We start from the raw sequence: 25,233 nt of genomic DNA, 5'->3' as shown, positions 1-25,233 counted from the left end.
ATCGGTCGCGACCATGGCCTGAAGATATTTCGGCCCCGTGAATCTCGCGACCGCAAATTCCGGCATCCATCTTGGACTAAAGGCAAGAGACCCTAGAAGTCACCGTTTGTTGACAGCGCTTGGCGGTTCAGGCTGAATTGGCGCCGGGACAAATGGTGCTCACGCAGCGAGACGACTGCGTAGCGGCTGGACACAAGATGTGGCGATGCGGTCGTCAAGAACCGCAGGTTGCATCGGGAGGACGCGGCGATGCTGGATTTCGTTCAGCAGCTGGTCAGCGGTGTTGCACTCGGCTGTGTCTACGGCCTGATCGCACTCGGCTTCGTACTCGTCTACAAGGCCACCGAGGTCGTCAATTTCGCCCAGGGCGATCTGATGATGCTGGGCGGCTTCTTCGCCTTCACCTTCATCGGCATGATGGGCCTGAACTACTGGATCGGCTTTGCCGGTGCGGTGGCGGCGATGGCGCTTTTCGGCATGCTGGCGGAGCGGATTGTGGTGCGGCCGATCCTCGGCTATCCGCAATTCTCCATCATCATGGCCACGATCGGCCTCGGTTATTTCCTGCGCTCGGTCGCCGGCATGATCTGGGGCACCGACGATTTCAAGATCGACACGCCGTTCAGCCAGGGCGTCTTGCGGATCGGCTCTCTCGTGCTGGCCTATGACAAGCTCTCGGTGATCGCGGCGACGATGATCCTCTGCGCGCTGCTTTGGCTGTTCTTCAACAAGACCACGCTCGGCACCGCGATGCGCGCCAGCTCCGAGAATATGCTGGCGGCCTATTACATGGGCATTCCCGTCAAGCGCGTGGTGTCGATCGTCTGGGCAATCAGCGCGGCGGTCGCGACCTGTGCCGGCGTGCTGCTGGCGCCGATCACCTTCATCCATTCCAATGTCGGCCTCGTGCTCGGGCTCAAGGCGTTTCCGGCGGCGGTGCTCGGCGGGTTCGGCTCGATTCCCGGCGCGGTCGTCGGAGGCGTCCTGATCGGCGTGATCGAGAGCATGGCCGGGTTCTATCTGCCGGAGGGTTGGAAGGACGTCGCGCCCTACATCGTTCTGCTCGCCGTGCTGCTGCTCAAGCCCGAAGGCCTGTTCGGCCTTCACGCCCGCAAGAAGGTCTGAACGCATGCGCTTCCTGTTCAAGACCGACTATGAGGATGACATCAGGCTGTTCCCGCATTCGGGCTACGTCGTCTCCTATGGCCTGTTGTTGGCGATCCTGCTGATCGCGCCCTACGTGCTCTCCAGCTATCTGATGAGCCAGCTCGTCTTCGTCTGCATCTACGCCACCGTCGGCGTTGCGCTGCTGATCCTGACCGGCTTTACGGGACAGGCCTCGCTCGGGCACGCCGCGTTCCTCGCGATCGGCGCCTACACGGCCGCCTATTTGCAGAAATACAATGTGCCGTTCCCGGTCTATTTCCTCGCCGCGGGCGTCCTGACCGGCTGTATCGGCGCGCTGGTCGGCTTTCCCGCGCTGCGGCTTCAGGGCATCTATCTCGTCATCGCCACCATCTCCTTTGCCTTCATCGTCGAGGAGATCCTGGCGCGCTGGGAGAGCGTCACCAACGGCAATGAGGGTCTGCGGGTCAAGGCGCTGTCGCTGCTCGGCGTGACGGTCTCGCGCGACAGCCCGACCTTCTATTTCCTTTGCCTTGCGGTGCTGGTGCTGACCATCGTCGGCACGCTCAATCTGTTGCGCTCGCCGACGGGGCGCGCCTTTGTCGCGATCCGCGACAGCGAGACCGCGGCGCGCAGCATGGGCGTCAACGTCGCGCTCTACAAGGTGAAGTCCTTTGCGATCTCGGCAGCGATCACGGGCTTTGCCGGCGTGCTGTTCGCGCACAAACTTTCCTTCATCTCGCCGGAGATGTTCACGCTGCAGCTCTCGATCGAGTTCATCATCGTGATCCTGATCGGCGGCACCTTCAGCCTGCACGGCGCGGTGCTGGGCGCGATCTTCATCGTGATGATCGATCCGTTCCTGACTTACCTCAAGGACGACATGCCCGGAATCATTGCCGGCATCGCCGCGGCCCTTGGCGCAGGCACGGCGACCGCGGGAAACATCCAGTCGAAGGTCGCGGCGTTCGCCTCGCTCAATGGTCTCAAGGGCGCGATCTACGGCGTCATCATCATGCTATTCGTGCTGTTCGAGCCGCTGGGCCTCTACGGTCGCTGGCTCAAGATCAAGCTGTTCTTCCAGCTGTTTCCGCTCTACAAGCGCGCCACCTTCAAACGGCAGAAGATCTACGTGAAGTCGGAGCGCAACCGATGAGCTATTTCCGCGCCGAGAACCTGTCGCTGCATTTCGGGGGCCTCAAGGCCGTCGATGCGGTGTCGTTCGCGGTCGAGAGGGGCGAGATCCTGTCGATCATCGGGCCGAACGGCGCGGGCAAGAGCTCGATCTTCAATCTGGTCTCGCGGATCTACCGGCCGACCTCGGGCCGCATCTTATTCGAGGACCAGGACATCACCGAACAGCCGCCCTACGACATCGCCAGGCTCGGCATCGCCCGCACTTTCCAGAACATCGAGCTGTTCGAGAATGCGACCGTGCTGTCGAATCTGCTGGTGGGGCGCCACCGGCATTGCACCACGCAGCTCTGGCAGGAGCTGCTGTTCCTGCCGAGCGTGCGCGCCAACGAGAAGCTGCACCGCCGCCGGGTCGAGCAGGTCATCGAATTCCTTGACCTCGAGCCTTATCGCGACAAGCTGATCTCGGGTCTACCCTATGGCGTGCGCAAGGTGATCGAGCTCGCGCGTGCGCTCTGCTCCGAGCCGAAGCTGATTCTGCTCGACGAGCCATCGTCCGGCCTCAATGTCGAGGAGACCGACGACATGTCGTTCTGGATCCGCGACATGAAGAGCGAGCTCGGCGTCACCGTGCTGATGGTCGAGCACGACATGTCGCTGGTTAACCGGGTCTCGGACCGTGTCATCGCACTGAATTACGGTCGCGTGCTGGCGATGGGCTCGCCGTCCGAGGTGCAGCAGCACCCCGACGTCATCGCAGCGTATCTGGGAGCCTGACGCGATGGATGCGACCGTGGCCCCGGACATCATCCTGAGACTCTCGAACATCGAGAGCTATTACGGTCCGATCATGGCGATCCGCGGCATCTCGCTGGAGGTGCCGCGCGGCCGCATCGTCACGCTCTTGGGCGCCAACGGCGCCGGCAAGACCACCGTGCTGAAGACCATCTCGGGCATTCTCGACCCGCAAAAGGGTTCGATCGAGTTCATGGGCAAGCCGATCCAGCGCATGGAGGCGGACCGCATCGTCCGGCTCGGCCTCAGCCATGTGCCTGAGGGGCGCGAAGTGTTCCCGTTCCTCTCGGTGCGCGAGAACCTGATGATGGGCGCCTATCCGCGCAAGGATCGCGACGGCGTGTCGGAGGATCTGGAGCGGGTCTACGTCTATTTCCCACGTCTGAAGGAGCGCATCGACCAGCCGGCCGGCCAGCTCTCCGGCGGCGAACAGCAGATGCTCGCGATCGGACGTGCTCTGATGAACCGGCCGACGCTGCTGCTGCTCGATGAGCCCTCGCTCGGCCTGTCGCCGATCCTGGTGAAGGAGATCTTCACGATCATCCGCCGCGTCAATGAGGAGCAGGGCATGTCGATCCTGCTGGTCGAGCAGAACGCGCGCGTGGCGCTGGAGACGGCGCATTACGGTTATGTGCTGGAGATCGGCCGCGTCGTGATGAACGACAGCTGCGACCGTTTGATGCATTCGAAGGACATTCAGGAATTCTACCTTGGCGCCAAGGAGGCCGGCGCTCGAGGCGAACGGCGCTGGAAAAAGAAGAAGACCTGGAGATGACGACCTCGACCATGAAAGCTCGAGGGCGACAAAAAGGAGACGTACATGTCCCGACCGGCGGTTCTGACGGTCGCTGATACGATCGCAAAGAGCTTCGTGCGAGCGGCAGAGGTGCGCGGCGATAGGCCTGCGATCCGCGAGAAGAAATTCGGCATCTGGCAGCCAACGAGCTGGCGCGAATGGCTGCAGATCTCGAAGGAGATCGCCTACGGCCTTCGCGCCATCGGCTTCATGCCCGGGGACGTCGCCTCCATCATCGCCAACGCCGTCCCGGAATGGATCTACGCCGACATGGGCATCCTGTGCGCCGGCGGCGTCTCCACCGGCATCTATCCGACCGATGCGTCGGCCCAGGTCGAATACCTCGTCAATGATTCCACCACGCGGGTGATCTTCGCCGAGGACGAGGAGCAGCTCGACAAGGTTCTCGCCTGCCGGGCGCGCTGTCCCAGCCTGCAGCGGATCGTCGTGTTCGACATGGAGGGCCTCAGCGGCTTCTCCGACGACATGGTGATGTCGTTCGAGGAGTTTCGCGCGCTCGGCCGCAATCACATGGTCGGCCGTGAGGCGCTGTGGCAGCAGATGATCGGCAGCCGCGGTGCCGATGATCTCGCCGTGCTCGTCTACACGTCAGGCACGACGGGGCCGCCTAAGGGCGCGATGCACGCGAACCGCAGCGTCACGCACCAGATGCGGCACGCGGGCGATTTCATTCCGGCGCGGGAGGACGAGGACCGGTTGATCTTCCTGCCGCTCTGCCACGTCGCCGAGCGGGTCGGAGGCTATTACATCTCGGTCGCGCTCGGCTCGGTGATGAACTTTGCCGAGAGCCCGGAGACCGTGCCGGACAATCTGCGTGAGGTGCAGCCGACGGTGTTCCTCGCGGTGCCGCGGATCTGGGAAAAGTTCTACTCGGCCATCACCATTGCTCTGAAGGATGCGACGCCGCTGCAGCAATGGGTCTACCGCCGGGCCATCAAGATCGGCTACCGCATGGTCGATTGCCGCCTCGAGGGCAGGAGGGCGCCGCTCGGCTTGCGCATCGCCAACCGCATCGCCTACGGGGTCGCGTTCCGCAACATCCGCCGCATGATCGGGCTCGACCGCTGCCGCATCGCCTTCACCGGTGCGGCGCCGATCGCGCCGGACCTGATCCGCTGGTACCTCGCGCTCGGCATCGACATGCACGAGGTCTACGGCCAGACCGAGAATTGCGGGGTCGCCACCATGATGCCGGCGGCGCGCATCAAGCTCGGCTCGGTCGGCACGGCCGTGCCCTGGGGCGAGGTCGCGCTCTCGCCCGAGGGCGAGATCCTGATCAAGGGCGATTTCCTGTTCATGGGCTATCTGAACCAGCCGGAGAAGACGGCGGAGACCATCGATGCCAGAGGCTGGTTGCACACTGGCGATGTCGGCACCATCGACAACGAAGGCTTCGTCCGCATCACCGACCGGATGAAGGACATCATCATCACATCAGGCGGCAAGAACGTCACGCCGTCGGAGATCGAGAACCAGCTCAAATTCTCGCCCTACATCTCGGACGCGGTCGTGATCGGCGACCAGAGGCCCTATCTCACCTGCCTCGTCATGATCGACCAGGAGAATGTCGAGAAATTCGCCCAGGACCACGATATCCCCTTCACCAATTACGCCAGCCTGTGCCGCGCGACGGAGATCCAGGATCTGATCTGGCACGAGATCGAAGCTGTCAACGCGAACTTTGCCCGCGTTGAAACCATCAAGAAGTTCTACCTGATCGAACGCCAGCTCACGCCGGAGGACGAGGAGCTGACGCCGACCATGAAGCTGAAGCGCAATTTCGTGAACAAGCGCTATGCCGCCGAAATCGATGCGATGTATCGCCAGCGCGCGGTGGCGTAAGCGGGCATGCGCAGGACGAAAACAGCGAAGCGGTGATGGCCCCGCCCTTCGCGTCGAATGGGCCCCAAGGAGAGGAGACGTCAATGTCGAAATCGTTGAAAGCGTTCGGCCTTGCTGTGGGTGCGGTGGCGCTCACCTGTCTGCCGGCTGCGGCGCAAACCAAGGTCACCAATGAAGGCATCTCGGCACGCGAGATCGTCATCGGCACCCATCAGGATCTCTCGGGCCCGATCAAGGTCTGGGGCGTGCCTGTTTCCAACGGCATGAAGATGGCGGTCGAGGAGATCAACGCGGCCGGCGGCGTCCAGGGCCGCAAGATCAAGATGATCCTGGAGGACAATGGCTACGATCCGAAGAAAGCGGTGCTGGCCTCGCAGAAGATGGTCGAGCGCGACAAGATCTTTGCGATGATCGGCCCGATGGGCTCGCCCACGGTGCTCGCCGCGCAGGACATCCTGTTCGATGCCGGCGTGCTCCAGCTGTTTCCGCTGACGGCCGCCGAATTCACCTTCAAGTTCGATCCGGCCAAGCCGCAGGAGCGGCTGAAGTTCAACAATCTGCTGCCCTATGTCGAGAGCACGCGGGCGGCGCTGAAATACATGATGGAGTGGAAGAACTTCAAGAAGCCCTGCATCATGCATCAGGACGACGAGTACGGGAAGAACGTGCTCGACGGCTTCAATCAGCAGCTCACCGCAATGAAGATTCCGGCGGCATCGGTGACGAGCTACAAGCGCGGCGCCTCCGACTTCAGTGCGCAGGTCGCCAAGATGAAGTCGGACGGCTGCGATCTCGTCGTGCTCGGCACCGTGATCCGCGAAACCATCGGCGCGATGACGGAGGCGAAGAAGCTCGGCTGGGACGTCACCTTTCTCGGCGCCACGCCAACCAATGTGCTGGAAGTGCCGACGCTCGGCAAGGATGCGGTCGAAGGGCTCTATGCAGCGAGCGGCTTCGAGATTCCCTATGAGGACACCGCCAAGGGCAAGGTCCACGACTGGCTGATCAACTACAAGAAGATGTTCGGCACTGATGCCAATACGCAGGCGATCATCGGCTACAACGCGGTGATGACGTTTGCGTTCTACGCCGACAAGGCCGGCAAGGATCTGACCGGTCAGAAGATGCTCGATTCACTGGAGTCGGGCGAGAAATTCCTCGACATCTTCAACTCGCCGCCGACCAAGTTCTCCAAGACCGACCATCTCGCCAACACCGTCACCCAGGTGCAGCAGGTCAAGGGCGGCCGCTGGGTTCTGGTGAAGGACAATCTGATGTTTTGATGCGGTGTGGCTTTCACCCTCCCCTGCCCCTCCAGGGGAGGGTAAGTGCTCACTACGATCCCCCGCTGGCCGTCCCCGAATTCACCGGCGCCAGTTCGTCTTCGCGGCAACGCCAGCCGTCGCCGGCCTTCACGAAGGCAAACGTCCGCTGGATCCTCAGGCGGCGCGTGACGTTGAAGGCGGCTGCGGCGCGCTCCTTGTTGGCGGCGCCCGGTTGCGGACGGCCGGTGGCCGCGTCCCAGCAGGTTCCGGTGCAGGTCGAGGCGACCTTGCTGCAGGTGGTGAACGGCGCCAGCACCACCATCTCGATTTCGCCGGTGACCTGCGCCTCCTGGTCCGTGGCCTGGCTGTCGAGCGCGTGGACGCTGATGATGCGCAGGAAATTGCCGCACGAATTGGCGGCGTGGATGCGCGCGGCGCAGAAATCGACGGCGTCGGTGTCGGGCTCCCGGGATGAGACCTGCCGGCCGAACACTTTCTTCGGATCGCCTTTGGCGGCCGCGATCTCGTCGGTCTTGTGCTTGAGGTAATCGGCGAGACAATCTTCCGCGGAGCCGAGCTCTTCGAGCGGCACGTTCTCCTTGCCGACCAGATTGCACTTGCGATCGCGCTCGCGCGTCCAGCGGCCGTATTCGGCGAACGCAAAGCGTGCCGCGGTCGGGTCAAGCTTCCCGATCAGGCCGAGCACCTGGCTGTTGAGCTCGGTCTCGGTCAGCGCCAGCGAGGGATCCGCGCAGATCAGCGCGCCGGCCGCGGTGTTGGCCGCGAGACAGTCGAAATCCGGATCGCGCAGGATCGCGGCGCGATCTTCGGTCACCTTGAGCAGGCAGGCCTTCACCCGATCGAAATCTTCAGTGCGGATCGCATTCTGGCCGACGATGCCGCAGCCGAGATTGCGCTGGCGATTCCAGATCGCGTTCTCCTCGATCGCGGGCAGGCGATCGGGTAGGCGCGCGAGCCGCGCCTCGATGGCCGTGTTCAGCCTCTCGGCGGCCGCGGACAGCTCAGCGTCGCCGCAGAACAATTGATTGCCGGGGTCGCGGATCTGCTGACAGTTGTTCTTGGAAAACTGCGGCAGCTTGTCGGCGATGGAGGAAGCGGATGCGCCCGATTGCGCGAAACCTGATGCTGCCGGGACCGCCAGCAGCGCAAGCACAGTTAGCACGATCAATCGCATTCCAGCCGCCCCCCGCATCAAGGGCGACATGCTAGCGCCAGGAATCACGCGGCGAAACGGGTTTGTTCAATGCGTTTCGGGGGTCGCCATCGAGAACTGCAGGGGCTCGCCGACATATTTCAGCACCGCCGACTGGTAGAGCACGAACAGCGGCTGGTAGCTGCGTGCGCTGTCGTCCTCGACCATGGCCATGCGGCGGTTGTCCAGCATCAGCCAGTGGCCGTCGAGCCTTGCGGCGGCAACCGCATGCGCTTCGCCTGCTCTGACGTCGCGCACCACGACGATGCGGAGATCTTCTGCGGCGATGCCGGCAAGCCGCAGCGCGGCGAGCTTGGCAATGGCATAGTCCTCGCAGTCGCCGGCACCGCGCGCGAAGGTCGCGAGCGGCGAGCTCCAGACGTCATCAGTGCCGTCATTGGCGGCGCGGATGGCGAGGTTGATGGCGCGGTTGGTCTCGCCGAGCCGGGCGCGGCCCTCGCGGCTGCGGGCCTGGTCGACGATGGCGAGCAGTCTCAACGCCGCGGGCGAGGCGCAATTGTCGCGATCGCCGTCGCACAGCGCAAGCTGCACCATGTCGTCGTCGAACTTCTCTTTCATCGCGAACCATTTCTGCCGCAGGCCACCCTCGGAGATGACAAAGGCGAACACGCCGAATGGCTCGGCGGATTTGCGCACGAGCACGCCTGGGCCGGGCGACAGCAATGTGCCGGCACGAAGATCGGCGACCGACCCGAGCAGGATCAATCCGCATAGAGCAATGATGACGCGCCAGGCGCGCCGGCGAGCTGCGGTCTCCATCTGACATCCCCTTGCGGCTTCGCTTGGGTCCCCTCGACCTCGACGTGCCGGCTTGTTGCTTTCGCGGAGATAGTGCGAGACGGGCCGTTTTGTTCTGTTTAACGCGCGTGGATAGGGCGCCGAAACCGCGGAGCAGGCTGAAGCGGGCCTGTCCAAATTGCGAAAAATTTTACGAATCGACGGCTAGGAGAGGGCCTGCTGCCGCGAAAAGGAGTCAATTGCAGGCAGAAGTTGTAGGCGCGATTCCAGGCGTTATAGCTAACGAGTCGCTATTTCGCGGGTTCTGTTAGTTGGTTCACAGATTTGGTCCCGTATTTGCCACAGGATGTCGCGGGGTATTATGAGCAAAAGACGAGCTATGTATTCGCCGTCAAACTTATACATTGGAATACATGGAGGCTCGGCAAATGTGCTCGTATAAGCTAGGCTATGTTTACAAAAGTCGCGGGTGTTGCTTCAGCTCTTCTAGCAATGTCGCCATAGGCATAGGCACCGGCCGCCAAGTCACGCGAAATCACACAAGCAATGGATGGTTTCGCTAAGGACTTGGTAATGATATGCAAGCTTAGGCAAACGATACTTACATAAATATTAACCCCTTTTTGGTGCCCGGTTGAATTACGCTGGCAAATTTGACGCCGCGCTCTCCTTGAACGGGCAGGGTTCCCCCTCGCTCGCCTCCAGCCATATCGATTCCTTTACTGCCAAAGCCCACGGCCACGTGCCCGACGGCGCGGTCGTCATTGCCGATCCCAACCTGATCTTCCACGGCGAGTTCAAGCGCACCGGTCTCGACCTCGTGCTGTCCCATGACGGTCACGACTTCGTCGTTCACGACTATTTCAGGGGCGACAAGCGCGCGGCGATCGCTTCGCCCGACGGCGCCCATCTCACCGGTGACATCGTCAGCGCGCTCACCGGCTACGTTCAGGTCGCGCAGGCCGCGCCCGGTGCCGCCGCGGCGCAGGTCATCGGCCACGTCACCAAGCTGAGCGGCAGCGCGACCGCGATCCGCAACGGCGTCTCGGTCATCCTGAACAACGGCGACAACGTCGAGAAGGGCGACGTGGTCTCGACCGGCTCAGACTCGACGCTCGGCGTCACCTTCATCGATGGCACCGTGTTCGGCCTGTCCTCCAACGCGCGGATGGTGCTGAACGAGATGGTCTACGATCCCAACGGGTCGAACAATTCTTCGTTGCTCAGCCTGGTTGCGGGCACCATCACCTTCGTCGCCGGCGAGACCGCCAAGCATGGCGACATGAAGATCGACACGCCGGTCGCCACCATGGGCATCCGCGGCACGGCGGTGCTGACCGAAATCAATTTCGTCGTTCCCGCAGGCGGTGGCGATCCGCAGCCGCAGGCGAACTTCCAGGTGCTGGTCGAGCCGAACGGCACCACCGGCTCCTACATCCTGTTCGACAAGCTGACCTTGCTGCCGATCGCAACGGTCAACCAGGCCGGCCAGATGATCCAGATCAGCGGCGGCAACGTGTCCGTCACCAACGCGCTGCTGTCGCCTGACGTGCAGAAGCTGATCACCGACGTGTTCACGCTGAAGTTCACGGACAACAACACCAACACCAAGCTCACCACGAACTTCACCGATACGATCACGCAGGACGGCCACATCGTCTTGATCAAGACGGACACCGGGGCCACCGCGACCGCGACCTTCACCAATACGGGCAACAACAGCACCGGCCCGGGCCTGAGTGGGTCGGACAAGGGAGCCGACCGCTTTCCCGGCCCGCCGCAAGCGCGCAGCCTCGATGCCAACGGCAACGTGACTTCGGTGTTCAAGCTGACCGAGCACACGAGCGCAACCGCCGATCACTCGGATGCGACCGGCGACAGCATCGGGCCCGATACCGTGTCCGGCCGGATCACGTTCGTCGATCAAAATCTCGGCGACCGGCCGACCGTGTCGGTGAATCTCGCCGATGCGCCCAACTATGTCTACAAGGACGCCGGCCAGCACGATGTCACCGGCTCGCTCTCCGCTCTCCAGAAGCTGGACATCGCCGCGACCCAGATCCAGATCAGCGTCGTTGCTGAAGGCGGCAACACCAACAACGGTTCGGCGGTCTGGACCTACACGATCCCCGACCACGTCTTCGACTTCCTGGCGGCCGGTGAAACGCTGACGCTGACCTACATGGTCCGCGTCGACGACAATTTCGCAGTCCAGCCCGAAACCACGTTCATCCCGATCACCATCACGATCACGGGCACCAACGACAAGCCCACCGTCGCAACGTCGGGCGGCACCGTCATCGAGAAGGTCGGGACCGGCAACACCGCGCTGGACACCATTAGCGGTGCAGTGAGCTTCACCGATGTCGATCTGACGGATCGACCGATCGTCAGCGCGGCGCTTTCGACCACCCAGCCGTTCAAATATCTCGACGCGCATGGTCACGACATCACGTCATCGCTGACGCCGGAGCAGCTTGCTGCGGTCGCCGCCGTCGAGCTGCCCTTGACCATTGTGCAGGGCGCGGGAAACAGCAACAACGGTTTCGCGACCTGGACGTACAGTGTTCCCGACCGCCTGTTCGATTTCCTCGCCGACGGTGAGACGTTGGTCCTCAATTACGTGGTTCAGGTCGACGACGGCCACGGCGGCGTCGTCAACACGCCGATCACGGTGTCCATCAATGGCGCCGATGTCAGCGTCGAGGGCACCAACGATGTGCCGACGATCGTGGCGGCATCGACCACCCCGACCGGTGCGGTGAAGGAGGATGCGGCGGCGACCTTGTCGGCTGTCGGCACCATCACCTTCAACGATCCGGATCTCACGGATACCCACACCGCGAGCTTTGCTCTGAAATCGACGGCGTCGACGGCGCATCTGCCTGGCTTCGCCGACAACAGTTCCCATATTGGCACGTTTGCGCTGACGGCGGTGAGCGAGAGTCCGGGCGTGAGCACGGTCGGGTCGGTTGGGTGGAGCTTTACGCTCGACGACAACGATCCGGTGCTGCAGTCGCTGGCCGAAGGCCAGACCATCACGCAAGTGTACACCGTCACCATCGACGATCATCACGGCGGCACAGTCACCCAGGACGTCACGGTCGTCATCACCGGCACCAACGATGCGCCGACGATCACGAGCAACACGGCCGCCGCAACGGGCGGTGTGACCGAAGATGCGGCCACGCCGACGCTATCGACCGGGGGCACGCTGGCGATCCAGGACCTCGACCTGATCGACACCCATACGGCCGCGGCGGTGTTCAAATCGTCGGCCTCGAGTGCGCATCTGCCCGGTTTCAGCGAAGGCACGACCCATATCGGCACCTTCACGATCGATCCGTCGGTGACGGAGTCGAACAGCGACACCAACAATGGCGCTACGCTGGGCTGGAACTTCAGCCTCGACGACAACGATCCGCTGTTGCAGTCGCTGGCCGAAGGCCAGACCATCACGCAAATCTATACCGTCACCTTCACCGACAATCACGGTGCGCAAGTCTCGCAGGACGTCACGGTCGTCATCACGGGCGCCAATGACGCGCCCACCATCACGAGCAACGCGGCCGCCGCAGCGGGCGCGGTGACCGAAGACACCGGGCTGACCCTGCTGGTCGGCGGCACGCTGGCGATCCAGGACCTCGACCTGATCGACACCCACACCGCCGCGGCGGTGTTCAAATCGTCCACATCGAGCGCGCATCTGCCCGGGTTCAGCGATGATACGCCGCTCGGGACCTTTACGATCGATGCGGCGGTGACGGAGCTGAACTCCGACACCAACAACGGCGCCACGTTGGGCTGGCACTTCAGCCTCGATAACGGCAACGCGGTGCTGCAGTCGCTGGCCCAGGGCCAGTCGATTACCGAGGTCTATACGGTTACCTTCACCGATAACCACGGTGCGACGGTCTCGCAGGACGTCACGGTCACCATCAACGGTGCCAACGACGCGCCGACCATCACCAGCAATGCGGCGGCTGCAGCGGGCGCGGTGACCGAGGATACGAGCGCCCTGCTGTCAATCGACGGCACGCTGGCGATCCAGGACCTCGATCTGATCGACACACACACCGCGAGCTCGACTTTCAAATCCTCTACGTCAAGCGCGCATCTGCCTGGATTCAACGACAATACACCGCTTGGGACCTTCACGATCGATCAGTCGGTGACGGAGTTGAACACCGACACTGACAATGGCGCCACGCTGGGCTGGCACTTCAGCCTCGACAACGGCAACGCCGTGCTGCAGTCGCTCGCCCAGGGCCAGTCGATCACCGAAATCTATACCGTCACCTTCACCGACAATCATGGCGCGACGGTCTCGCAGGACGTCACGGTCACGATCAACGGCGCCAATGACGCGCCGATCGTGACGAGCGATGCGGCGGCCGCCAGCGGCGGGGTGATCGAGGATGCGGCCACGCCGACCTTGTCGACCTGCGGCACGCTGGCGTTCAAGGATGCCGATCCGATCGACACGCACACGGCGACGGCCGTGTTCAAATCATCATCCGTCAGCTCCGCGTTATCCGGCTTCGGCGCCGATTCGCATATCGGCACGTTCACGGTCGACCCGTCGGTCACGGAGTCCAGCAGCGATACCGACGACAGCGCTACGCTGGGCTGGCACTTCAGTCTGAACGATGACGATCCGGTGCTGCAGTCGCTGGCCGAAGGTCAGACCATCACACAAGTGTACACCGTCACCTTCACCGACAACCACGGTGCCGCGGCGACGCAGGATGTGACCGTCACCATCACCGGGACCAACGATGCGCCGACACTGTCGGGGGTCGAGGCCGGTACGCTCGTAGACACTGCCGTCACCGACACCTTCTCCGACCTCACCGGCACGCTGGTCGGCAGCGATCCCGATAGCGGCGAGACGGCGACGCTGACCTACGCAGTGCTCGACTCGCACAACAGCGCAGCGACGACGGTCGCGGGCCATTACGGCGCGCTGACCGTCAATGCCAACGGCACCTACGACTACGTGCCCGACGCCGCCGCAATCAACGCGCTGCCGGCGGGCTCCTACACCGATACGTTCACGATCCAGACAATGGACGTGCACGACGCGACCGGCACGGCGACATTCACCGTCGACGTGACCGGCGCCAACGATGCTCCGACCCTGTCGAATCTGAATATCGGTACCCTCACCGACACGGCGGCGACCGATACCTTCTCGAACCTCACCGGAAAGTTGGCGGGCGCTGATGCCGACAGCGGAGAGACCGCGACGCTGACCTATGCCGTCCTCAATGCGGATCACGATTGGACGACGACGGTCAACGGCCTGTACGGCGCGCTGACCGTCGGCGCCGACGGCAGCTACTGCTACGTTCCGAACGCCGCCGCGATCGATGCGCTCTCGGCGGGCCAGTACACCGATAGCTTCACGGTGCAGACCAAGGACGTGCATGGTGCGACCGGCACGGCGACGCTCACGGTTGGTGTGACTGGCGCGAACGATTCGCCCATCTTCAACGTCGACAACATCAGCGTGTCACAACCGAATGACGAGCGTATCGTCGTATACGGTCTCGAAGTCACCGACGCAGACGCTGCGGCGAATGAAACCTTCACGCTTCAGGGGACCACCGCAGAGTCGGGCAGCAGCGTCAACCCGTCCTCGGGAACCGGTACTTTTGCTGCCATCAATGCAATGCTGAACACGGTGACTTACAATGAAGGCAGCGGCGAACCGTCGACCGGCAAGATCACGCTGACGGTGGCCGATGGTCACGGCGCGACCGATACGATCAATTTGATTTTCAATCTTGCCGAAAACTCGGACTCTCACGCGAGCCTCGGCGGCACGACCGGCAAGGATGTGTTCTTCGGTACGGGGTACCAGGAACAGTTCGTGTTTGCGGCCAACTCGAATCACGACACGATCGTGAATTTCACGCCCAATCAGGATCAGATCGACCTGTCAGCAGTCGTAACGGCTGACAGCGTTTCCGATTGGATGGCTCAGCACGTCGCGGCGTCGCCGACAAATTCCGCAGACACCCTGATCACGATCGATAGCGCTGACACCATCCTCCTGAAGGGCGTCACAGCCGGCAGCCTCCATGCGAGTGACTTCATCGTTCATTCCTGAGAACCGCGTGGACACCGCCGATCGCCCTGGACGTGCGGTGGGAACTGCCATTCGTCGTTAAAGCGTGATATTCAGCCAGTATGAAACGTCTCAAGATCTGGCGCCGGTGGTTCGCGCAAAAGTTCGGCTTTGCGCGGCTGGTGTGCCTTGGGCTGCTGGTCGTGTTTGCGGCCGTGCGTATCGCCGATCCGAGAGTGGTCGAGGAGGTGCGCGTCCGCGCCTTCGACTGGTACCAGCGCATCGATCCCCGTCATAAGACCCAAAAGCCCGTCATCATCATCGACATCGACGATCGGACCTTGAAGGCGGTCGGCCAGTGGCCATGGCCGCGAACCAAGCTCGCCGAGCTCGTCACCAATCTGACCCGGCTCGGTGCCGCCGCCATCGCCTTCGACGTCATGTTCCCCGAGCCCGACCGGCTCAACCCTGCTCTTGCAGCCGAGACCTTCCGCAATCTGGACGAGGCGACACGCGAGAAACTCAGGGCGCTGCCGAGCAACGATCAGGCGTTCGCCGAAGCGATCAAGGGCTCTCGCGTCGTGCTCGGCGAGACCGGCCTTCCTGTCAGCAATTCGGACCTCGACAAGAAGCTGCCGCAGACCGGCTTGGCGACCCTCGGCGAGGATCCGCATCCCTTCCTGTACGAATTTCCCGGCCTGCTGCGAAACACTGCCGTGCTCGAGGCGGCCTCCGCCGGCCGTGGCTTGCTGACCATCAAGCCCGAGCGTGACGGCATCGTCCGCCGGCCGCCGATGATCACGCGGGCCCAGGACCTGATCCTGCCGTCGCTAAGCTTCGAGATGCTGCGGGTGGTGTCGGGCTCCAACACGATGCTGGTGAAGACCGATCGCGACGGCATCGTCAGCGTCGGCGTGCCGCGCTTCACGATCCCGACCGACAAGAACGGTCTGCTCTGGGTTCATTTCGCCCATCATGATCCCTCGATCTACATCCCCGCGGTCGACGTGCTGGAGGGGCGGGTCGCGCCGGAGCGGATCGCGCAGCGGCTGGTGTTGATCGGCACCTCGGCAGCGGGGCTCAACGACATTAAGACGACGCCGGTCGATCCCGCCGTGCCGGGCGTCGAAATCCACGCCCAGGTGCTGGAAAGCACGCTGACCGGCTCGATCATCTCGCAGCCGAATTACGGCCTCGCAATCGAGTTCTTCGCCGCCATCATCCTGGGCCTTCTGGTGATCATATTCGCTCCGAGGTTTGGGCCCGTCACGCTGGTCGGCGTCGGCGCACTGTTCGCCTCCGTGCTGATCGGCTTCTCCTGGTACTATTATGTGCGCTATCGCCTTCTGATCGATGCCACCTATCCGTTGTTCTCGACCACCGCGATCTATTTGATGCTGATTTTCGCAAGCTTCGTCCGCGAGCAGCAGCAGCGCAAGCAGATCCGCGGCCAGTTCGCCCAATACATGTCGCCCGTGCTGGTCGAGCAGCTCGCGCAGTCGCCGGAAAAGCTCGTCCTCGGCGGCGAGGAGCGCGAGATGACGATCATGTTCTCCGACGTGCGGGGGTTCACCAGCATCTCGGAGAGCTACAAGCACGATCCGCCAGGGCTCATCGCACTGATGAACCGCTTCCTCACGCCGCTCACCGACGTGATCATCGAGCGGAAAGGGTATATCGACAAATATATGGGCGATGCCATCATGGCGTTCTGGAATGCGCCACTCGCCGATACGCAGCATGAAATCAACGCCTGCGAAGCTGCGATCCAGATGCTGGAGAAGATCGACACCGTCAACCGGGAGCGCGAGCAGGAGGCCGCCGAGGGCGGCCATGTCTACATTCCGCTCAATGTCGGCATCGGTCTCAACACTGGCGTCGGTGTGGTCGGCAATATGGGCTCCGATCTGAAGAAGAACTATTCGGTGCTCGGCGACAGCGTGAACCTGGCCTCGCGCCTGGAAGGCCAGACCAAGGAATACGGCTTCCCGATCATTGTCGGCTCGCGGACCGCGCTCGCGGCGAAGGACAGGTTCGCGATCCTCGAGCTCGACTTCATCATGGTCAAGGGCAAGAGCGAGCCGGAAGTCATCTACGCCATCGCCGGCCGAGAGGACGTGATGCGGTCGGCCGCTTTCCAGCGCCTGCGCAACATCACCATCGAGATGCTCGGCTGCTACCGCGGCCGCGACTGGCAGGGCGCGCTGGACGCCATCGAGCGCGGCCGCCGCAGCGAGGACGCCGACACGCTGGAGAAGCTGTTCAAACTGTATGAGGCGCGCATCAAGGAGTTTCAGGCCAATCCGCCGCCGCAGGATTGGACCGGGGCGTATGCGCTGCTGACGAAGTAATGGATGCGTGAGAGCTCTCACAGGGAGACGACTGCATGACAAGACCGACACCGAGAGAGATCAAGCCGATCGCGCAAATCGCCGGCGTTCCCGTGGATGACGAGATCGCAGCGCGCATCTCTGCGTCCATCGGACCCGCCTTCGAGGGCTTTGCGGCCATCGCCGGCACGCTGCCGTTCGACCTCGAGCCCGCGCACTATCCGATCACGCAGACGCAGAAGGTGTCGAAATGAGGCTTGAGCCGGCCTTGATGACGCTCACCGAGGTCGCGCGCGCGATCGCGATGAAGCAAGTCTCCTCGCATGAGGTGACGCGGGCGCTGCTGCAGCGCATCGCGCAGTGGCAGCCGCATCTCAATGCCTTCATGGCGATCGAAGCGGAAGCCGCCCTGAAGGCGGCCGATGCCGCCGATGCCGAGCTCGCCAGGGGCGAGCTCCGTGGCCCGCTGCACGGCGTGCCGCTCGCGCACAAGGACATGTATTACGATGCCGGCAAGGTCGCGACCTGCGGCTCGCTGATCCGCCGGGACTTCGTGCCGGCGGTGACGTCGACCGCGTTGCAGCGCCTGAAGGACGCCGGGCAGGTTCGCCTCGGCACGCTGCATCTGGCCGAGTTCGCCTATGGCCCGACCGGCCACAACGCCCATTACGGCCCGGTGCGCAATCCCTGGAATGTCGCGCATATCACCGGAGGCTCGTCCTCGGGCTCCGGCTCGTCGCTCGCCGCGCGCCTCACCTATGCGGCGCTCGGCTCGGACACCGGCGGCTCGATCCGCATGCCTGCGCATTTCTGCGGCGTCACGGGGCTGAAGACCACGGTGGGGCGTGTCAGCCGCGCCGGCGCGATGCCGCTGTCGCAATCGCTCGACACGGTCGGCCCGCTGGCACGCACCGCGGAGGATTGCGCGCTGCTGCTGGCACTGATGGCCGGCCCCGACCCTGAAGACTCGACCGCAAGCCATGAGCCGCTGTCGGATTATGTCGCAGCGACCAAGAGCTCGCTGAAGGGTTTGAAGATAGGGGTGCCCGCGACGTTCTATGTCGACGATCTCGATGGCGAGGTCGCGCGCGTGCTGGACGAGACCCTCGCGGTGCTCAAGCGCGAAGGCGCCGATATCGTCAAGGTCGAGCTGCCGGATCAGCGGCAATTGTCCTCGGCGAGCCAGCTCGTGCTGGCCGCTGAAGCGGCAGCCTTCCACAAGCGCTGGATGATCGAGCGGCCGCAGGATTATGGCGCGCAGACCTTGATGCGGCTTCAGAACGGTCTCGCCATTCCCGCCATAACCTATCTCGAGGCGATGCGCTGGCGCGGGCCGGCACTCGCCGCGCACAATGCGGCAACTGCAGGCGTTGATGCGATCATCGCTCCGGCCTCACCGATCCCGGCGCCGACGATCGAGGAGAGCGATGTCGGCGGCGGACCGAACGCGCCGGCTTTGCTGCAACGGCTGACGCTGTTCACCCGCCCGGTGAATTTCCTCGGCCTGCCGTCGCTCACGGTGCCATCGGGCTTCACCAGGAGCGGACTGCCGGTTGGCATGCAGCTGATCGGCCGATCCTTCGATGAAGCGACCCTGCTCACCATCGGCGCCGCGTTCCAGCGCGTTACCGACTTTCACGATCGGGTCCCCAAGCTGCCGTCGTGACACGAAAGCGCCGAGCTGCGCTGCCTGACGCGGCTTCTTCTGAAAATCCTCTGCGCGGGCTTGGCGTTGTCACAATCCACCTCAGGCCCACCGGCGGGTCGATGTCTACTGTGCATGGGGTTGTTTTCGCGTTTTTGTCTGGCCCGCCTCGTTGGGGAATCCTGAACATCATTCAGACTCCATTCATCCCGGTTCCGGTTCCATGGCCGCGTTCACGGAGAGGGACTTCAACTCATGTATATTTCTGGCCAAAGCCTCATCATCATCCTGTTCGTCGGCCTGATCGCCGGCTGGCTCGCCGGCAAGGTTGTGCGGGGCAGCGGGTTCGGCATCATCGGCGACATCGTGATCGGCATCGCCGGCGCATTCGTCGCGAGCTTCCTGTTCCCAAAGCTCGGCATCCATCTCGGCCTCGGGCTGGTTTCGGAGATCATCTATTCCGCGATCGGCGCCGTCATCCTGCTGCTGGTGGTCCGGCTGGTGCGCGGCGGCGGCCGGCTCTAGCGGGTTCGCGGTTCAATCAACGTTCCGCCTCTCCCTTGTCTGGGGAGAGGCGCCGTCCTTGCCGGAAAAAGCCGTAAATCCTGTGAAATACCGGACTTGCGCATCGGGTCATCGGGGGTAGATGTGACGAGGCCCGGATTAATTCGATTGCGTTGCAAGCGGGGAATACCCGATATTAATGCGGGGCGAGGTAAGCCTCGATTTTGCCTTGGAAATCAGGGGCTTTGCCCCTTACCCGAAAGAGATCAGACTGATGGCAGCCGTTCCCGGCCTCCGCCGTTCAGAGCTCGGTGACGCGCTGCGTGCCTGCCGCACGGCGTTCGTCGGCGTCGGCTTCATGAGCTGCATGATCAACCTGCTCTATCTGACCGGGTCGATCTTCATGCTGGAGGTCTACGATCGGGTGCTGCCGAGCCGCAGCATCCCGACCCTGGTCGGCCTGATCGTCCTCGCCGGCGGTCTTTACGCGGCGCAGGGCGTGCTCGACATGATCCGCAGCCGCATTCTGGGACGGGTCGGCACCGCGCTCGACGAGGCCCTGAACAAGCGCGTGTTCGACACCATCGTGCGCCTGCCGCTGCTGGTCGGCAGCCGCAACGAGGGACTGCAGCCGCTGCGCGACCTCGACAATGTTCGCTCCTTCCTCGGCGGCATGGGCCCGAGCGCGTTCTTCGACCTGCCCTGGCTGCCGCTCTATCTCGCCATCTGCTTCGCTTTCCACGTCATGATCGGCGTGACCGCATTGGTCGGGGCCGTCATCCTGGTCGGGCTGACGCTGGTCACCGAGTTCCTGTCCCGCCAGCCTGCGAAGGAGGCGATGGGCCTTGCCGCCCGGCGCAACGACCTCGCCCAATCCAGCCGCCGCAATGCCGAAGTGCTGGTGGCGATGGGCATGACCGGCCGGCTGAACCAGCGCTGGAGCGAGGCCAACGAAAAATATCTCTCGGGCAATCAGCGTGCGAGCGACGTCGCCGGCGGCCTCGGTGCGATCGCGAAAGTGCTGCGCATGATGCTGCAGTCGGCCGTGCTCGCGGTCGGCGCCTATCTCGTCATCCACCAGGAGGCGACAGCCGGCATCATCATCGCGGGCTCGATCCTCTCGGCCCGTGCGCTGGCGCCGGTCGATCTCGCGATCGCGCACTGGAAATCCTTCGTGGCGGCCCGCCAGAGCTGGCATCGCCTCAGCCGCCTCCTGGAGCAGATGCCGGCGCAGGCGATGCCGACCCAGTTGCAGGCGCCCACCAGCCGCCTCTCGGTCGAAGGCGTCGCCATGGTGGCGCCGGGCGACCAGCGCCTGATTGTCCAGGACGTCACCCTTGCACTTGAAGCCGGCAACGGCCTCGGCGTGATCGGGCCGAGCGGTTCCGGCAAATCCTCGCTGATCCGCGCGCTGGTCGGCGTCTGGCAGCCGGTCCGCGGCAAGGTCCGGCTCGACGGCGCGGCGCTGGACCAGTGGGCGTCCGACGCGCTCGGCCGCCACATCGGCTATCTGCCGCAGGACGTCGAGCTGTTCGGCGGCACCATCGCACAGAACATCAGCCGTTTCGATCCCGAAGCGACCTCCGACGGCATCATCGCCGCGGCCAAGGAGGCCGGCGTGCATGAGATGATCATCAAGATGCGCGAGGGCTACAACACGCAGGTCGGCGAGCAGGGCACTTCGCTCTCCGCGGGTCAGGCCCAGCGCGTGGCGCTGGCGCGCGCGCTCTACGGCAATCCGTTTCTGATTGTGCTGGACGAGCCCAATTCCAATCTCGACACCGAAGGCGACGAGGCGCTGACCCGCGCCATCCGCCGCGCGCGCGAACGCGGTGCGATCGTCATCGTCGTGGCGCACCGTCCCATCGGCGTCGAGGCGGTTGACCAGATCCTGGTGCTCCGCGACGGCCGCATGCAGGCGTTCGGCCCGAAGGAGCAGGTGCTCGCCCAGGTGCTCCAGCCTCGCGTCGCGCCGCCGGCGCCGATCAAGGTCGTCAGCGAAGGCGGAGTGGCCAAAGCATGAGCACGATGACGGTTGGCGGCACAAAGCCTGCTGCGCCCAAGACTGTACGGGAATCGATCCGGTTTCACCTGATCCTCGGGCTCGGAATCGTGCTGTTCCTGGCCGTCGGCCTCGGCGGCTGGGCATCGACAGTGCTGATATCAGGCGCGCTGATCGCCCCCGGTCAAATCGTGGTCGAATCCAACGTCAAGAAGGTGCAGCATCCGACCGGCGGCGTGGTCGGCGAGGTGCGCGCACGCGACGGTGACGTGGTCAAGGCCGGCGACATCGTGGTGCGGCTCGACGACACCGTGACCAAGGCCAACCTCGCCATCGTGGTCAAGAATCTCGACGCGGCCCAGGCGCGCGCGGCGCGACTCCAGGCCGAGCAGCGCGGGCTCGACAAGATCGAGTTTCCGCAATCGCTGCGCGATCGCATCAGCGATCCCGACGTCAAGACGCTGATCGACAGCGAAAGCAAGCTGTTCGACGTTCGCGTCAACGGCCGTGCCGGCCAGAAGGCGCAGCTCCGCGAGCGCATCCAGCAGCTCAACGAGGAGATCGAAGGTCTTTCAGCGCAGGAGAAGGCCAAGGACAAGGAAATCGACCTGGTGCAGCAGGAACTCACCGGCGTGCGCGATCTCTACGACAAGCACCTGGTGCAGATCTCTCGCCTGACCACGCTGGAGCGCGACAGCGCCCGCCTCAACGGCGAGCGGGCTCAATACATCGCCTCGCGGGCGCAGGCCAAAGGCAAGATCACCGAGACCGAGCTCCAGATCATCCAGGTCGACAAGGACATGGTCAGCGAGGTCTCCAAGGATTTGCGCGAGACCAACGACAAGATCGGCGAGCTGATCGAGCGCAAGGTCGCGGCCGAAGACCAGCTCCGCCGCGTCGACATTCGCGCCCCGCAGGACGGCATGGTGCTGCAATCGACGGTGCACACGGTCGGCGGCGTCGTCACCGCCGGCGATACGCTGATGTTGATCGTGCCGCAGACCGACGACCTCCAGGTCGAGGCCAAGGTCAATCCCGTCGATATCGACAAGCTGCAGATCGGCCAGAAGACGTTGCTGCGTCTGTCCGCATTCAACCAGCGTACCACACCAGAGCTCAACGGCGTCGTCAGCCGCGTCTCACCCGACGTCACCACGGACCAGCGCACGGGCCAGAGCTACTATACCATCCGCGTCTCGATGTCCGCCGAGGAGGTCGCCCGGCTCGGCGATTCCAAGCTGATTCCCGGTATGCCGGTGGAAGCCTTCGTGCAGACCGGCGACCGCACCATGTTGTCCTACCTGTTGAAGCCGCTGCACGACCAGTTCATGCGGGCCTTCCGCGAGAAGTGAAACGCGACAATCTCGGTTGCGTGGGGTGGGTCAGGCGAAGCAGTAACCCACCACTTCTCTAGCCGTGAAGCAGAAGTGGTGGGTTATGCTGCGCTAACCACCCTACGACACCTTCTTCTTTGCTATAGTTCGACTCGAAGCCTCAACAACCCGGCGCTCGAACAATGCAATCTCCACCCTCTATTGCCACGGAATCCTTCTCCGATGCCTCCGCGGCTGTCGCCCGTCTCGAGGAAATCTACGAGCGCAACACCAAATTCCTGCGTGACCGGTTCGAGGCCTATGTCTCGGGCGATACGATCACGACGCGGGTGCGGGCCTATTATCCCTTCGTCCGCCTGACCACCGCGACGCATGCGCGGCTGGATTCGCGTCTGTCCTACGGTTTCGTCGCGGGCCCCGGCGTGCACGAGACCAGCGTGACGCGGCCGGATTTGTTCCGCAGTTATCTGACCGAGCAGATCGGTCTGCTGATCCAGAACCACGGCGTTCCCGTCGAGATCGGCGAGTCCAACGAGCCGATCCCGATTCACTTCGCATATCGCCGCGATATCAACATCGAGGCGGCCATCACCACCAGCGAGAATTCGTCCGTCGCACGATCGCTGCGCGATGCATTCGACGTACCTGATCTCACCACAATGGACGATGCCATCGCCGACGGCACGTTCGAGCTTCGGCCGGGCTCGCCAGAGCCGTTGTCGCTGTTTCGCGCTGCCCGCGTCGATTACTCGCTGCGCCGGCTCTATCACTACACCGGCACCGATCCCGAGCATTTCCAGAATTTCGTGATCTTCACCAATTACCAGTTCTACGTCGATGCCTTCGCGCAGCTCTGCCAGCAGCGGCTCCAGTCCGGCGAGGCCGGCCTCGACGCCTTCGTCGCGCCCGGCAATGTGATCACGCACAGCGGCGGAGCGACGAGCGGCGATGCGCCCCTGCGCAGCCCGCAGATGCCGGCCTTCCATATGGTCATGCCAGGCTATCGCGGCATCACCCTGATCAATATCGGCACCGGCCCGTCCAACGCGCGCAACGTCACTGATCACGTTGCGGTGCTGCGGCCACATGCCTGGCTGATGCTCGGCCATTGCGCCGGCCTGCGCAACACGCAGCGGCTCGGCGACTACGTGCTCGCGCATGGCTACGTGCGCGAAGACCACGTGCTCGATCGCGAGCTGCCGCTGTGGGTGCCGATCCCGGCGCTCGCCGAGATGCAGGTGGCGCTGGAACAGGCGGTCGAGGACGTCACGGGCCTGGAAGGTTTCGAGCTCAAGCGCCTGATGCGCACCGGCACGGTCGCCAGCGTCGACAACCGCAATTGGGAGATCTCCGGTCCCGAGGTGATCCGCCGCATGTCGCAGTCGCGTGCCGTTGCCCTCGACATGGAATCGGCTGCGATCGCCGCCAACGGCTATCGTTTCCGCGTGCCCTATGGTACGCTGCTCTGCGTCTCCGACAAGCCGCTGCATGGCGAAATCAAGCTTGCCGGCATGGCCAGCGAGTTCTATCGGCGTCGCGTCGGCCAGCATCTCGAGATCGGCCTGAAGGCCCTGGAACGGCTCAAGCAGCAGGAATCGGAGCGGTTGCATTCGCGCAAGCTTCGCAGCTTTGCCGAGGTGGCCTTTCAATAAGGACAACAGAACTGCCGCAAGAGCGCCGATGTTTCCGTCAGCACAGCGCTCCGGAATAATGCTGCCGAGGCAGGGTTATCAATTCGTCCGGGGCCGCTTGAAACTGCACAGGAGGCGGAGATGTTCACGAGGACGATCAGGCTCGTCACGCTGGGTACATTTGCGACAGTCTTGTTGAGTTCGCCGACGTTTGCCGCGGGCGGCGGTGGGGGTGGAGGCGGCGGCGGAGGTGGGGCCGATCCCTTTGCCGCGTCCTCTTCGGGCCAGGCGTCGCAACCGCAGCCAGTCTATCCAAAACGCGGGGGCACCAAGGCAACCCAAAAAGGCAAGAAGCCGAACAACCAATCCAGTATCGGCGATCCCGCATTCGCGGCCGGGTATCGCATGGCCTATGACACCATCTACGAGCGCAACGACTATGCGACCGCGATCGCGCAATTGAAGTCGCTGGGCCATGACGACCATCCGAACGTCGCCAACCTGATCGGCTACTCCTATCGCAAGCTCGGCGATTACGAGCAGTCGCAGGTCTGGTACGAGCGCGCGCTGAAGGCGGATCCGAACCACGTATTGACGTGGCAGTATTATGGTCTTTGGCAGCTCGAGCGGGGTAACCGCGAGCAGGCGCTCTATCATCTGAGCCGGATTGCAGCCATCTGCGGCACGGATTGCGAAGAGTATCGATCGCTGGCCGCCGCACTCGACAAGCCGACCGGCACGGCGCTCGTCTACTGAAGCCGGAG

17 protein-coding genes are annotated in these 25,233 nt (G+C 63.4%); 15 read left to right on the top strand and 2 right to left on the bottom strand.

The features are described from left to right. Positions 1-249: 249 nt before the first annotated feature. The 6 genes from BM374_RS02595 to BM374_RS02570 all read left to right on the top strand — a co-directional run bounded on the left by BM374_RS02595 (position 250) and on the right by BM374_RS02570 (position 6,996). A complete protein-coding gene (locus tag BM374_RS02595; RefSeq protein ID WP_092288999.1) occupies positions 250-1,125 on the top strand; it encodes a branched-chain amino acid ABC transporter permease in 876 nt (291 codons plus the stop codon). A gap of 4 nt (positions 1,126-1,129) precedes the next feature. Next, entirely contained in the window at positions 1,130-2,281 is a 1,152-nt protein-coding gene (locus tag BM374_RS02590; protein WP_092288998.1) for a branched-chain amino acid ABC transporter permease, read from the top strand. Continuing rightward, positions 2,278-3,036, top strand: coding sequence for an ABC transporter ATP-binding protein (locus BM374_RS02585; protein ID WP_092288997.1), 759 nt, complete (start codon positions 2,278-2,280; stop codon positions 3,034-3,036). Before BM374_RS02590 ends, BM374_RS02585 begins: the two co-directional genes overlap by 4 nt. 4 nt (positions 3,037-3,040) lie before the next feature. Further along, positions 3,041-3,829 (top strand): ABC transporter ATP-binding protein, encoded by a 789-nt coding sequence (locus BM374_RS02580; protein ID WP_092288996.1) that lies wholly within the window; start codon positions 3,041-3,043, stop codon positions 3,827-3,829. A 45-nt stretch (positions 3,830-3,874) separates the two neighbouring features. Continuing rightward, positions 3,875-5,713, top strand: a complete 1,839-nt coding sequence (locus BM374_RS02575; protein ID WP_092288995.1) for an AMP-dependent synthetase/ligase — start codon at positions 3,875-3,877, stop codon at positions 5,711-5,713. Between the two features lie 83 nt (positions 5,714-5,796). Further along, on the top strand, positions 5,797-6,996 hold the full coding sequence (locus BM374_RS02570) for an ABC transporter substrate-binding protein (protein WP_177248050.1): 1,200 nt from the start codon (positions 5,797-5,799) through the stop codon (positions 6,994-6,996). Between the two features lie 52 nt (positions 6,997-7,048). Here BM374_RS02570 and BM374_RS02565 read toward each other — a convergent pair whose 3' ends face one another. Further along, complete coding sequence (locus tag BM374_RS02565; RefSeq protein ID WP_092288993.1) at positions 7,049-8,173, bottom strand: lysozyme inhibitor LprI family protein; 1,125 nt, start codon at positions 8,171-8,173, stop codon at positions 7,049-7,051. A 66-nt stretch (positions 8,174-8,239) separates the two neighbouring features. Then, the gene (locus BM374_RS02560) at positions 8,240-8,971 is read right to left on the bottom strand and encodes a transglutaminase-like cysteine peptidase (protein ID WP_092288992.1); all 732 of its coding nucleotides are present in this window, start codon (positions 8,969-8,971) and stop codon (positions 8,240-8,242) included. 613 nt (positions 8,972-9,584) lie between these two features. Here BM374_RS02560 and BM374_RS02555 point away from each other — a divergent pair. From BM374_RS02555 to BM374_RS02515, 9 genes are all read left to right on the top strand, one after another. Further along, positions 9,585-15,065: a VCBS domain-containing protein gene (locus BM374_RS02555; RefSeq protein ID WP_092288991.1), complete on the top strand. Its 5,481-nt coding sequence runs from the start codon at positions 9,585-9,587 to the stop codon at positions 15,063-15,065. Positions 15,066-15,145: 80 nt separating this feature from the next. Next, positions 15,146-17,374, top strand: coding sequence for a CHASE2 domain-containing protein (locus BM374_RS02550; protein WP_092288990.1), 2,229 nt, complete (start codon positions 15,146-15,148; stop codon positions 17,372-17,374). 35 nt (positions 17,375-17,409) lie between these two features. Continuing rightward, positions 17,410-17,607 (top strand): hypothetical protein, encoded by a 198-nt coding sequence (locus tag BM374_RS02545; RefSeq protein WP_092288989.1) that lies wholly within the window; start codon positions 17,410-17,412, stop codon positions 17,605-17,607. After that, positions 17,604-19,019, top strand: coding sequence for an amidase (locus tag BM374_RS02540; RefSeq protein ID WP_092288988.1), 1,416 nt, complete (start codon positions 17,604-17,606; stop codon positions 19,017-19,019). The genes BM374_RS02545 and BM374_RS02540 overlap by 4 nt, the downstream gene beginning before the upstream one ends. 234 nt (positions 19,020-19,253) lie before the next feature. Beyond that, complete coding sequence (locus BM374_RS02535; RefSeq protein WP_092288987.1) at positions 19,254-19,523, top strand: GlsB/YeaQ/YmgE family stress response membrane protein; 270 nt, start codon at positions 19,254-19,256, stop codon at positions 19,521-19,523. Between the two features lie 253 nt (positions 19,524-19,776). After that, on the top strand, positions 19,777-21,525 hold the full coding sequence (locus BM374_RS02530; RefSeq protein ID WP_092290154.1) for a type I secretion system permease/ATPase: 1,749 nt from the start codon (positions 19,777-19,779) through the stop codon (positions 21,523-21,525). Further along, on the top strand, positions 21,522-22,856 hold the full coding sequence (locus tag BM374_RS02525; protein ID WP_143270140.1) for an HlyD family type I secretion periplasmic adaptor subunit: 1,335 nt from the start codon (positions 21,522-21,524) through the stop codon (positions 22,854-22,856). Before BM374_RS02530 ends, BM374_RS02525 begins: the two co-directional genes overlap by 4 nt. Before the next feature lie 164 nt (positions 22,857-23,020). After that, positions 23,021-24,490 carry an AMP nucleosidase gene (locus tag BM374_RS02520; RefSeq protein WP_092288986.1) on the top strand — a complete coding sequence of 490 codons (1,470 nt, stop codon included), beginning with the start codon at positions 23,021-23,023 and terminating at the stop codon, positions 24,488-24,490. Positions 24,491-24,610: 120 nt separating this feature from the next. Next, positions 24,611-25,225 (top strand): tetratricopeptide repeat protein, encoded by a 615-nt coding sequence (locus BM374_RS02515; RefSeq protein ID WP_092288985.1) that lies wholly within the window; start codon positions 24,611-24,613, stop codon positions 25,223-25,225. Positions 25,226-25,233: the final 8 nt, after the last annotated feature.

This window comes from Bradyrhizobium sp. Ghvi (assembly GCF_900115265.1).
Taxonomy (GTDB): Bacteria; Pseudomonadota; Alphaproteobacteria; order Rhizobiales; family Xanthobacteraceae; genus Bradyrhizobium.
Note: the sequence above shows the minus strand (reverse complement) of the source record. Positions and strands in the feature narration are given on the sequence as shown.

What these genes read in the sequence shown, in the direction of transcription:
- BM374_RS02595 (WP_092288999.1), top strand. Translation starts at nt 250, where the DNA reads ATGCTGGATTTCGTTCAGCAGCTGGTCAGCGGTGTTGCACTCGGCTGT.
- BM374_RS02590 (WP_092288998.1), top strand. Translation starts at nt 1,130, where the DNA reads ATGCGCTTCCTGTTCAAGACCGACTATGAGGATGACATCAGGCTGTTC.
- BM374_RS02585 (WP_092288997.1), top strand. Translation starts at nt 2,278, where the DNA reads ATGAGCTATTTCCGCGCCGAGAACCTGTCGCTGCATTTCGGGGGCCTC.
- BM374_RS02580 (WP_092288996.1), top strand. Translation starts at nt 3,041, where the DNA reads ATGGATGCGACCGTGGCCCCGGACATCATCCTGAGACTCTCGAACATC.
- BM374_RS02575 (WP_092288995.1), top strand. Translation starts at nt 3,875, where the DNA reads ATGTCCCGACCGGCGGTTCTGACGGTCGCTGATACGATCGCAAAGAGC.
- BM374_RS02570 (WP_177248050.1), top strand. Translation starts at nt 5,797, where the DNA reads ATGTCGAAATCGTTGAAAGCGTTCGGCCTTGCTGTGGGTGCGGTGGCG.
- BM374_RS02565 (WP_092288993.1), bottom strand. Translation starts at nt 8,173, where the DNA reads ATGCGATTGATCGTGCTAACTGTGCTTGCGCTGCTGGCGGTCCCGGCA.
- BM374_RS02560 (WP_092288992.1), bottom strand. Translation starts at nt 8,971, where the DNA reads ATGGAGACCGCAGCTCGCCGGCGCGCCTGGCGCGTCATCATTGCTCTA.
- BM374_RS02550 (WP_092288990.1), top strand. Translation starts at nt 15,146, where the DNA reads ATGAAACGTCTCAAGATCTGGCGCCGGTGGTTCGCGCAAAAGTTCGGC.
- BM374_RS02545 (WP_092288989.1), top strand. Translation starts at nt 17,410, where the DNA reads ATGACAAGACCGACACCGAGAGAGATCAAGCCGATCGCGCAAATCGCC.
- BM374_RS02540 (WP_092288988.1), top strand. Translation starts at nt 17,604, where the DNA reads ATGAGGCTTGAGCCGGCCTTGATGACGCTCACCGAGGTCGCGCGCGCG.
- BM374_RS02535 (WP_092288987.1), top strand. Translation starts at nt 19,254, where the DNA reads ATGTATATTTCTGGCCAAAGCCTCATCATCATCCTGTTCGTCGGCCTG.
- BM374_RS02530 (WP_092290154.1), top strand. Translation starts at nt 19,777, where the DNA reads ATGGCAGCCGTTCCCGGCCTCCGCCGTTCAGAGCTCGGTGACGCGCTG.
- BM374_RS02525 (WP_143270140.1), top strand. Translation starts at nt 21,522, where the DNA reads ATGAGCACGATGACGGTTGGCGGCACAAAGCCTGCTGCGCCCAAGACT.
- BM374_RS02520 (WP_092288986.1), top strand. Translation starts at nt 23,021, where the DNA reads ATGCAATCTCCACCCTCTATTGCCACGGAATCCTTCTCCGATGCCTCC.
- BM374_RS02515 (WP_092288985.1), top strand. Translation starts at nt 24,611, where the DNA reads ATGTTCACGAGGACGATCAGGCTCGTCACGCTGGGTACATTTGCGACA.